Annotated in this window: 9 protein-coding genes; 4 read left to right on the forward strand and 5 right to left on the reverse strand. The window is 72.7% G+C overall.

Annotated elements, in window-relative coordinates; genetic code table 11:
- On the reverse strand, positions 1-2,262 hold a 2,262-nt coding region (locus FE633_RS33920; protein WP_138049010.1), incomplete at its 3' end, for a helicase-associated domain-containing protein.
- A 358-nt stretch (positions 2,263-2,620) separates the two neighbouring features.
- On the opposite strand from FE633_RS33920, the gene FE633_RS33925 reads away from it, so the two are divergent.
- Together FE633_RS33925 and FE633_RS33930 are read left to right on the forward strand one after the other, a co-directional pair.
- Positions 2,621-4,174 (forward strand): substrate-binding domain-containing protein, encoded by a 1,554-nt coding sequence (locus FE633_RS33925; protein WP_138049011.1) that lies wholly within the window; start codon positions 2,621-2,623, stop codon positions 4,172-4,174.
- Between the two features lie 76 nt (positions 4,175-4,250).
- The gene (locus tag FE633_RS33930; protein WP_138049012.1) at positions 4,251-5,306 is read left to right on the forward strand and encodes a hypothetical protein; all 1,056 of its coding nucleotides are present in this window, start codon (positions 4,251-4,253) and stop codon (positions 5,304-5,306) included.
- A gap of 8 nt (positions 5,307-5,314) precedes the next feature.
- Here the strand turns inward: FE633_RS33930 and FE633_RS33935 are convergent, their stop codons facing one another.
- The 3 genes from FE633_RS33935 to FE633_RS33945 are packed head-to-tail and all read right to left on the reverse strand — an operon-like array spanning position 5,315 to position 8,288.
- Positions 5,315-6,175 (reverse strand): ABC transporter ATP-binding protein, encoded by an 861-nt coding sequence (locus FE633_RS33935; protein WP_138049013.1) that lies wholly within the window; start codon positions 6,173-6,175, stop codon positions 5,315-5,317.
- Positions 6,172-7,257: a FecCD family ABC transporter permease gene (locus FE633_RS33940; RefSeq protein WP_138049014.1), complete on the reverse strand. Its 1,086-nt coding sequence runs from the start codon at positions 7,255-7,257 to the stop codon at positions 6,172-6,174. Before FE633_RS33940 ends, FE633_RS33935 begins: the two co-directional genes overlap by 4 nt.
- A gap of 38 nt (positions 7,258-7,295) precedes the next feature.
- Positions 7,296-8,288, reverse strand: coding sequence for a FecCD family ABC transporter permease (locus FE633_RS33945; RefSeq protein WP_138049015.1), 993 nt, complete (start codon positions 8,286-8,288; stop codon positions 7,296-7,298).
- Positions 8,289-8,394: 106 nt separating this feature from the next.
- Between FE633_RS33945 and FE633_RS33950 the strand changes: the two genes are divergently transcribed.
- The gene (locus FE633_RS33950; protein ID WP_138049062.1) at positions 8,395-9,018 is read left to right on the forward strand and encodes an HAD family hydrolase; all 624 of its coding nucleotides are present in this window, start codon (positions 8,395-8,397) and stop codon (positions 9,016-9,018) included.
- 52 nt (positions 9,019-9,070) lie between these two features.
- Here FE633_RS33950 and FE633_RS33955 read toward each other — a convergent pair whose 3' ends face one another.
- Positions 9,071-9,319, reverse strand: coding sequence for a hypothetical protein (locus FE633_RS33955; protein WP_138049016.1), 249 nt, complete (start codon positions 9,317-9,319; stop codon positions 9,071-9,073).
- A 178-nt stretch (positions 9,320-9,497) separates the two neighbouring features.
- Here FE633_RS33955 and FE633_RS49350 point away from each other — a divergent pair, with 178 nt between their 5' ends.
- Positions 9,498-9,881 carry a cold-shock protein gene (locus FE633_RS49350; protein ID WP_138049017.1) on the forward strand — a complete coding sequence of 128 codons (384 nt, stop codon included), beginning with the start codon at positions 9,498-9,500 and terminating at the stop codon, positions 9,879-9,881.
- Positions 9,882-10,059: the final 178 nt, after the last annotated feature.

Here is a 10,059-nt window from a genome sequence, read left to right on the forward strand (position 1 = left end):
GGCGCGGATCGCCGCGCGCAGCAGGGTGGCGTCGGGGACCGGCGGGCCGTCCGGGACGGGCTCGGGTGCCGTGCGCGGCGGGGTGCGGTGCGCGTGGGCGCGGGCGATCAGCACGTCGCCCTCCGCGGACTCCGCGGCGGGCGCGAAGCCCATCGCGCGCAGGCCGTCGAGGAGTGTCGCGGGGTCGGCCTGGGCGGCCAGGACGGTGGGTGCGAGGCGGCGCAGCCGGAGCCCTTGGGACCGCTTGTCGGCGAGGATCTCGTTCAGCAGGGCGTCGTCGTCGCAGCGGACGTACGCCGACGCGGCGCCGATCCGCAGGTGGCCGTGTCTGCGGGCCACGTCGTCGATCAGGTACGTGAGGGGCTGCGGCACCGGCGTACGTGAGTGCTGCGCGAGGAACGCGTGCAGGTCGGACGCCGAGCGGCCCGCGTCCAGCGCCCGCCGCACCGATCCCGGCGTGAACCGGTACACCGTCGCCCCGCCCTTCGACTCCACGTCCGCGAGCACCCCGAGGGTGTCCGCCAGCGGACGCTCCAGCGGGCCCGGCGCGACGGCGGTGAGGTCCGCCTGGAGCAGGACGTGGTCGAGGGGTTCGGGGAGGAGCGGCGCCAGGAGCCGGCCGGCTCGGGAGGCGGCCGCGGCCAGTTCGGCTCCCGAGGTGGTCGCTGTCGGCGGCGCCCCCAGCAGCGCCCGGCCGTGCGTCGACAGCGCCCCCCGACCCGTGATCCCCAGCATCTCCGCCTCGGACAGCGTCCAGTGGGCGAGGCGGGTGCGCAGGTCGTCCGCCGGGGTCTGAGGCGACGCGGGCTGAGGTGCGGATGTCTGAGGCGTCGAGGTCTGAGCTGTCGACGTCTGAGCTGTCGACGTCTGAGGCGTGGTGCCGCGCGGGGGGCGCTCCCAGTGGAGGCGGGCGATCAGGGAGTCGGCGGAGGGCGCGGCGCCTTCGGGGAGTGCGGCGAGGAGGGTCAGGACGCGGTAGCGGACCTCGGGCGCGGCGGAGCGGTCGAGGCCCGGGCCCAGCGCCGACAACGTACGGTCCTTCGCGTCCCGCCCGCCGACCAGGCCCGCCGTCCGGGTGGCCGTCAGCCAAGCCGTGGCCAGCCGGGTCCAGCGCTCGGCGGCGGGCAGCTCCAGCCACTCGTCGTGGGCGGGGGTCGCGGCGTACCGCTCGTCGGCCTCGCCGTCCGAGGCCAACAGGCCTGCCGCGTAGGCGAGTTCGACCCAGAAGGCGGCGATCGGCTCGGTCGCGTCCAGGGCCGCCGCGGTGCGCTTCAGGTCCCGTACGCTCAGGCCGCCCGCGCGCAGGACCGCCGGGCCGCCCTCGTCCCAGTCCTTGAGCAGCTCCTCGACGGTCGCGAGCGCGGTGTACGCCTGGCCGGCCGCCGTCGCGTCCACAACCTGTGGACGGTGTGTGGCGACGGGCGCGACCGCCGGCGGTGACGGCTCCACCGAGCGGTGTGCGCGGCCGGCCCTGAGGTGCAGGGCGACCTCGCGGGGGAGGACGACCGTGCCGGGCGCCGTCGGCAGCAGCAGGCCCCGGTCGAGAAGCCAGCGCAGGCGGGCGGCCGGGTCGGCCGTCACCTGGCCGTACGGCGGGCCCCAGACCAGCCGCGACAGGACGGCCATGGAGTCGTCCGGGGCGGTGTCGAGGAGGTCCCGCATGCGGGCGCGGTCGGTGAAGAGCGCGGTCAGCGACGCCACCGCCGACACCGCGTCGTGCGTCGTGGGCAGCCCGGCCGTCGCGAGGATCTCCTGGATGCGACCGGGCGACATGCCCGCCGTGGCCTCCGTGACGGTGGGGCCGAGGCCCGTCGGGGACGGGTGCTGCGGCGAGGGGGCGAGCAGCTCGCGGGCCGTGCGGACCAGGCGCAGCCGGTCGTCCGCGCCCCACACCAGGGCCTGACTGCGCAGCGTCGCGAGGGCGTGGGGGAGGGCGTCCGTGACGTCCGGATCGCCCTCGTCGCCGGCCAGCAGGGCCAGGAGCGTGTCGTACGCCGCCGGGTCCGGTGCCACGGCCAGGGCCTCCGCGGTCTGCAGGGCGAAGCGGTCCAGGCGCTCCAGGGCGCGGATCACGGAGGCACGGGTGCCGGCGCGGGTGGCCAGCTGCGTGAGGTCGGACGGTACGGGGGTGATGAGGTCGGGGCGGGCCTGGAGGAGGGCGGCCAGGGAGGCGTCGTCGCGGGCCCGCAGCTCCTCCGCGAGCGAGCGCGGCTGCGCGCCCGCGGGCGCGGGTTCCTGAGGTGACCGATCCTGGACGCTCATCCGGTCCACGGTAGCGGGTACCTCCGGCGGTGGAGCGGTCTCGCCTCCTGCCGGTGAGTGGGACGCCCCTTTAGGGGCGCGGGGAACTGCGCGACCAGCCACGGACGGCCCGCAGCCGAAAGACGAACCCCCGGGGGGCCTGGGGGCGCGGCCCCCCCGTTTCGGGAAGGGGTGGGGTTGGGGAAAGGAAAATCCCACGCCACCCCCCCCCGCACGGCCAACGAAAGGCAAACCCCCGGCGACGCAGATGACCCCCGGATGAATTCGATCCGGCGGATCCCCCCTTACCCGGCAGTACGGCCACGCCCACTCGTACCTTTGCCCCCCACCCAACTGTGCGCATCCTTCTGGGAGTTCGATGGTGGAGGGTTTCCCCTGGGAGTCGGCGCTGGCCGTACTCGGACTCACCGTTCCGGTGATCGCGGCACTGTGGGAGTTCGCCCTCGTCGGCCGAAAACGCCTCGGCTACCGCGTACAGATGGACACCACGGCCACAGACGCCGCCCACTCCCCGCACGCCGGAGTACTGGAGCGGATGCAGCGCGAGAACAGCGCACTGCGCGATCCGTCCTTCGTACTGCTCCGCATCCAGAACAGCGGTTGGACCCTCATCGACGCGGGCGACTACGTGGCCCGCGACGACGACCCGGTCGGCATCCGCGTCACGTTCCCGGGCCGCCGCGTGGCCGGCATGGTGGTGACCGAGCTCAGCCACGACTACCTGGGCCCCTGTTTCGACGGAGCCGCGGGCCTCAGCTGCAGCGACGGACTGATCGAACTTCCCAAGGTGCCCCTCAACCGAGGCGCCCACTACAAGGTGCTCGCGGCCCTGGAACGCGACGCGGACTTCACGCAGGACCAGCCGTTCCCCGACCCCGTGATCGTCGCGGGCGTCAAGGGAGGCGTACACGGCGGGAAGATCAAGAGGACCGAGAGCCACACCTTCGCCTCGAAGCCCGTCATGGTGCTGATCGCGTTCCTGGTCGCGGTGGCCGCCGCCCAGTCCTTCACCACCTTCACCCGCGACGATGCGGTCGCCGCTCCGCTGGACTGTGCCAAGGGGACGCTGATCCTGTCCGGTTCCACCGCCTTCGAGCCCGTCGTCCGGCAGGCGGCGAAGCAGTACGTCAAGACCTGCCCCGACGCGCGCATCCCCCTCTCGGACGACTCTTTCAAGGGCAGCGTCGCGGGGCTCAACTCCCTTGCCGCGGCGGGGAAGAAGACCAAGATCAAGGAGGGTGCGGGACTCGGCGACCGGCTCGCCTTCACCGACGGGTCCAAGAGCGACGGGCGGCCGCAGCTGCTGCCCAGACCCGTCGCGCTCTCCCTGTTCACCCTCGTGGTCAACAAGGACACCGGTGTTCAGGACCTCTCCCTCCAGCAGGTCAGGGACCTGTACGCCGGGAAGATCACCAACTGGCGCCAGGTGCACGGCAATGACGTACCCGTACGTCTCGTCAGCCGCAGCCCCGGCTCCGGAACCCGGACCACCCTCGTGCGTCAAGTCCTCGACGGCAAGCAGCCGATGGGGGTCACCGTCGAGGACTGCGCGGCACTGGAGGGGGACGAACCCGGCCGCTGCGAGGTCGGTGACACGGCCACCCTCCTGAACACCGTGGCGTCGACCCCCGGCGCCCTCGGCCACAGCGAGGTCGGCGCCGCGGCCGCGCACGACGACCTCCAGCAGGTACGCATCGACGGCTATCCGGCGACGCTGGAGGGCGCGGACGAGGGGGCATACCCGTACTGGCAGACCGAGTTCGCGTACACCTACGGCGAACCGCCCGCCGACTCCCTCGCCGCGGGCTTCCTGCGCTACCTCGCCAACGAGGTCGGCAAGGACATCCTCCGCTCCCACGGGCACCGGCCGTGCTCGGAATTGGAGAAGCCGTTGCTGTGCCGTCCCTCTTGACCTGTGCGGGCGAGGTACGGTCGGTTTGTTGTCGGGGTGCCCGAGGATGCCAACACTGCCGCCCCGGAGGGACTTCGTGGGGATCGAGAGCGACAAGCTCGTATTCGACTATCTGAGCCAGGTGGGCGACCTGGCTCAGTCGCGGCAGCTGCCGTCCGCGACGCGCATGCGCCTGGTGACCGAGCTGCGCGGCGAGATCGACCGGCGCCGCGCCAAGGCCACGGTCGACAGTCCGGCCTCGGTCCGCCGCATCCTCGCCCGCCTCGGCAGCCCGGAGGACGTGGTCTCGGCCGCGCACACGGACGCCGACGGCGGCGCGGGGGAGACGAGCGCCGCCGCCGTACCCACCCAGCGCGTACAGGAGCCCGAGGAGCCCCCCAAGCGCCTGCGCCGCGTCGTCCCGCGCCCCCGCCCCGCGGAGCCGGACCCCGGTGACGTACCGCCGTTCCCCGATGACGCGCCCTCCCCGCCGCACCTCGCGGGCATCGACGAACTCGGCTCCGGCAGGCCCGACTGGTGGCGCGTGGACAGCGGCCCGTTCGGCCCCGCGGACAGCAGCCCGCTCGGCACGACGGACAGCGTGCCGGGGTTCGTGGGCGGCGTGGAGATTCCCGAACTGCTCAAGCCCCCGCCCGGGGACAAGCACGAAGGGGAGCCGAAGAAGCCGGCGCCGCTCGTCGTGCCCGGGGAACTGGTCAAGGAACCGGTCGAGGCTGCTCAGCCGCCCGAGACGGCGAAGAAGCAGCCCCGGCGTCTCATCCCCGCCCTCCGCCCCCGCCCGCGCGCCGAGGGTGGCCGTCCCAGCCCCCTCCTCCTGCTCGCCGCCGCCCTGCTGGTCGCCGGTGCCTTCATCGGCAACCTCGTCCCGATGGGCCTCGGCTGGCTCATCGCCTATCTCTCCCGGCGGCTGACCCCCGCCGAGTCGAAGTGGGCCGTCCTGGTCGTACCCGGGCTCGTGGCCGCCGCCGGCATCACGTGGCTGTGGGGCCGGACGGAAGGCCGCTGGGGCGAGCCCATCGCCCAGGGCCACATGAACGACGCCATCGCCGAGACCTGGCCCTGGGTCCTCAAGGGCGCGGCCGTCGCCTCGGCGCTGTACCTGGTGTGGCGCTCCCGGCGCGGGCGGTCGTAGAGCAGGCCTCAGTAGGGCGGCACGCGCTGGCCGGAACGCTCCGCGAGGTCGGCGTCGACCTCGGCGTCCTCCTCCTCGCGCGCCCCCTGCCAAGGAACCCCCGGCACCACCAGCGGCGACCCCGTCACCGGATCCGGAACCACCACGCACTCCAGCCCGAAGACCTCCAGGACGCGCTCCGCCGTCACGACCTCCGACGGCGTCCCGGAGGCCACGACCTGCCCCTCCTTCATGGCGATGAGGTGGTCGGCGTACCGGGCGGCCTGGTTGAGGTCGTGCAGGACGACGACGACCGTGCGGCCCCGGTCATGGTTCAACTGGCGGACGAGGTTCAGGACTTCGACCTGGTGCGCGATGTCGAGGTAGGTCGTAGGTTCGTCCAGCAGGAGGAGTTCCGTCTCCTGGGCGAGCGCCATCGCGATCCAGACCCGCTGCCGCTGCCCGCCCGACAGCTCGTCCACGGAACGCTCGGCGAGCGCCGCGACATCCGTGCGCTCCATCGCCTCCGTCACCGCCCGCTCGTCCGCGTCGGACCACTGCCGCCACCAGCTCTGGTGCGGCTGACGACCGCGTGAGACGAGGTCCGCGACGGTGATCGCCTCGGGCGCGACGGGCGTCTGCGGCAACAGGCCGATCTGCTGGGCGATCTTCCTGGTCGGCTGCTGGGCGAGCGAGGTCCCGTCGAGGAGCACGGCGCCGCCCCTCGGCTTGAGCAGCCGCCCGAGGGCACGCAACGTGGTGGACTTGCCGCAGGCGTTGGGGCCCACGATGACGGTGACCTGCCCGTCGGGTATCGCGAGGTCGAGCTCGCGTACGACGACGCGGTCCTCGTACGCGAGGGTCAGCTCACGCGCCGACAGCCTGCTCATGCCTTGCCTCCAGAACGGCCCGTACCGCCGGGGCGGCCGGCACGGCTTCGGACGATCAGCCAGATCAGATACGGCGCCCCCACGGCCGCCGTCAGTACGCCCACCGGCAACTCGGTGGGCGAGAACAGCCGCCGCGCCAGCAGATCGGCCAGAACGACGATGACGGCGCCCAGCAGCGCGGAACAGACGAGCGGGATCTGCGCCGTACGCGTCATACGGCGGGCGATCTGCGGGGCCAGCAGCGCCACGAAGTCGACCGGGCCCGCCGCGCCCGTCGCCACCGAGGCCAGGACGACGCCGAGCAGCACGAGCCCGAGGCGTACCCGGTTCAGGCGTACGCCCAGGGCGGTGGCCGTCTCGTCGTCGAGGACGACCGAGCGCTGGGCGCGGGCCGCCCACGCCACGGCCGGGACGAGCAGGAGCAGCGCCCAGCCGAGCGGCGTGGCCTCCGGCCAGCCGCGCCCGTTCAGCGAACCCGTCATCCAGATCTGCGCCTGCTGCGCGACCAGATAGTCGCCCTTCGTCATGAACAGCGTCGTGATCGAACGCAGCGCGATCGCGAAGCCGATCCCGATCAGCACGAACCGCGTGGCGTGCAGCCCGCCGCGCCAGGCGAAGGCGTACACGAGCCCGGCGGCGAGGATGCCGCCGAGGACGGACAGATACGGCAGGACCGTGTACGAGGTGACTCCGAACGTCATCGCGCCCACCGTCAGCGCGCTCGCGCCCTGGCTGATGCCGATGATGTCGGGGCTGGCGAGCGGGTTGCGGGCGACGGTCTGGATGAGCCCGCCCGCCACCCCGAAGGCGGCGCCGACGAGCAGCCCGACCACGAGACGGGGCGCCCGCAGCGTTCCGACGACCAGTTCGTCCGGCGACGGCCGCCCGGCCAGGACCTTGAGGGCCTCGCCGGGCGCCACGAATATCTCGCCCACACAGAGGTACGCCAGACAGGCCGCCGCCAGCAGCACGGCGAGGCCCGCGCCGACCGCGGCCGCCCGCCGGTGCAGCAGGAACGCCGCGCGGCCGGTGCGCAGCACCGCGTATCCGGCCGACGCGACGCCGTATCCCTTCGCCGTCACGCCGTGTCCGTTCGCAGTCGCCCCGTGTCCGTCAGCTGTCACGCCGGAACCGCCTTCCTGCGTACGAGCCCCACCAGGAACGGCACCCCGATCAGCGCCGTCATCACCCCGGCCGGGACCTCGCTCGGCGGGAACACCACGCGGCCGACCGTGTCCGAGACGAGCAGCATCGTCGGGCCGAGCAGGGCGGAGAGCGGCAGTACCCACCGGTGCGCGGGCCCCACGATCGCGCGGGCGATGTGCGGCACCGCGAGGCCGATGAAGGCGAGCGGGCCTGCCGCCGCCACGCCCACCCCGGTGAGGACGGTCGCTCCGATCCCGCCGACCACCCGGACCGTCGCGACCCGCTGTCCGAGCCCCTTCGCCACGTCCTCGCCGAGCGCGAGCGCGTCCAGGCCGCGGGCCACGGACAGCACCAGCACGCCCCCGCAGAGCAGGAAGGGCCACACCTGCCCGACGATCTCCGCGTCCCGCCCGGCCAGCGAACCCACCTGCCAGAAGCGGAACTCGTCCAGCGCGGAGGCCTTGGTGGTGAGCACGGCGGTCGTGACGGACACCAGCAGCGCGTTGATGGCGGCGCCGCCGAGCGCGAGCTTCACCGGCGTGGCACCGCCGCGCCCGCTCGACGCGATCGCGTACACGGCGACCGAGGCGATCGCCGCCCCCGCGAAGGCGAACCACACGTACCCGGTGAGCGTGTGGATCCCCGCGAACGCGATCGCCAGCACCACCCCGACCGACGCGCCCTGGCTGATGCCGAGGATGCCGGGGTCGGCGATGGGGTTGCGGGTGATGCCCTGCAGCACGGTTCCGGCCAGCGCGAGGCCCGCGCCGACCATCAGGCCGATCAGGGTCCGGGGCAGCCGCAGGCCGCGTACGACGTCGGCGGCGTCGCTGTGGCCGCCGTTCAGCAGCGCGTCGAGCACCGCGGACGGCGCGACGGCACGTGCGCCCACGGCGAGGCTGAACAGCACCGCGAGGAGCAGCGCCACGACGGCAGCGACCATCGCGAGGGCGCGTCTTACTGCCATGGGCCGGTGACTCCGCGGAGGGGGGAGAGAGATGGGTGGGGGAGGAGGGTTGGTAAGGCTTCGCTAAGTGTATGGGGCGGCTGTGGCGGCCGAACGGCTGGGCACAATGGCCCATATGACTTCTCGTGCGCTGACCGTCGGCTTCGACCTCGACATGACCCTCATCGACTCGCGCCCCGGCATTCATGCCTGTTATATGGCGCTTTCGGAGCGGACAGGGACGTACATCGACGCCGATCTGGCCGTCACGCGGCTCGGCCCGCCGCTGGCGGAGGAGTTGGTGCACTGGTTCCCGGCCGACCAGGTCGCCGCGATGGCCGACGTCTACCGGGAGATGTACCCCGCCCACGCCATCGCCGGGACGCTCGCGATGGCCGGCGCCCGCGAGGCGGTCGCGGCCGTGCAGGCGGCGGGCGGGCGCGCGATCGTCGTCACCGCCAAGTACGAGCCCAACGCCAAGCTTCACCTCAAGCACCTCGGCATCGCCGCCGACGCCGTCATCGGCGATCTCTGGGCCGAGGCAAAGGCGGGGGCGCTGCGCGAGCACGGGGCGGGCGTCTACGTCGGCGACCACATAGGCGATGTACGCGGTGCGCGTACCGCGGACGCGCTGTCCGTCGCGGTGGCCACCGGTCCGTGCGACGCGGAGGAATTGCGTGAGGCCGGTGCAGATGTCGTACTGAAGGATCTGACGGCTTTTCCGGCCTGGCTGGCGGAATACCGCGCCTAGGCCGGTCCGGCGGACAGGTCTTAGTCCTGCCCGGCGGCTCTCCTTCGGCCGGTCACCGCACGGAGCGAGCGCGACGGCGCTGTGCCGCGATCGTGCGCAGCACGCCCGCGCCCGCGATCAGGAAGCCCACGCCCATCAGCATGCTCAGGCCGAACATGTAGGTCGGGAAAGGTGACTTGCCGAGCAGTAGGGGTGCCACGGTGACCAGAGTGGCCACGGCTCCGACGAAGAACACGATCGCACCGGTACGGACCAATCGGTCACCGGGTTCGGTGGAATTCGGTTGGGTTTTGTCACGCACCCGACCAGGGTAGTTCCCAGCGCGTAGGAACAATCCGGCGACGTCTTGTCAGCCGCCGCCGGACCATTAGCCTTGGTACCGGCGGGTCGGGCGGCCCGCTGTAGTGCTGTACAGAGCAGTTTTTTTCCGAGCCGTTCATTCCGAGCAGTATCCGACGAGTACGAGGACGAGGACAGACGTGCCTACCGGCAAGGTCAAGTGGTTCAACAGTGAGAAGGGCTTCGGCTTTCTCTCCCGCGACGACGGCGGAGACGTCTTCGTGCATTCCTCGGTCCTGCCCGCCGGAGTCGATGCTCTCAAGCCGGGCCAGCGCGTGGAGTTCGGCGTCGTCGCCGGCCAGCGCGGTGACCAGGCACTCTCCGTGACGCTCCTGGACCCGACCCCCTCCCTGGCGGCCGCTCAGCGCCGCAAGCCGGACGAACTCGCGTCGATCGTCCAGGACTTGACGACGCTGCTCGAAAACATCACCCCCATGCTCGAAAAGGGCCGCTACCCGGACAAGACCTCCGGCAAGAAGATCGCAGGCCTCCTACGCGCGGTAGCGGACCAACTGGACGTATAGCTCCACCCGCGCCCCGTAAGGGGCGCGGGGAACGGCGCGACCAGCCACAACGCGCCCGCACCCGACACACAACCCCGGGGGGCCTGGGGGCGCAGCCCCCGGTTTCGGGAAGGGGTGGGCTTGGGGAAGGAAAAGGGCCCCCCCCCCCCCCCCCCCCCCCCCCCCCCCCCCCCCCGGG

Source organism: Streptomyces montanus (assembly GCF_005786655.1).
GTDB lineage: Bacteria > Actinomycetota > Actinomycetes > Streptomycetales > Streptomycetaceae > Streptomyces > Streptomyces sporangiiformans.

What these genes read in the sequence shown, in the direction of transcription:
- FE633_RS33925 (WP_138049011.1), top strand. Translation starts at nt 2,621, where the DNA reads ATGGTGGAGGGTTTCCCCTGGGAGTCGGCGCTGGCCGTACTCGGACTC.
- FE633_RS33935 (WP_138049013.1), bottom strand. Translation starts at nt 6,175, where the DNA reads ATGAGCAGGCTGTCGGCGCGTGAGCTGACCCTCGCGTACGAGGACCGC.
- FE633_RS33945 (WP_138049015.1), bottom strand. Translation starts at nt 8,288, where the DNA reads ATGGCAGTAAGACGCGCCCTCGCGATGGTCGCTGCCGTCGTGGCGCTG.
- FE633_RS33950 (WP_138049062.1), top strand. Translation starts at nt 8,395, where the DNA reads ATGGCCCATATGACTTCTCGTGCGCTGACCGTCGGCTTCGACCTCGAC.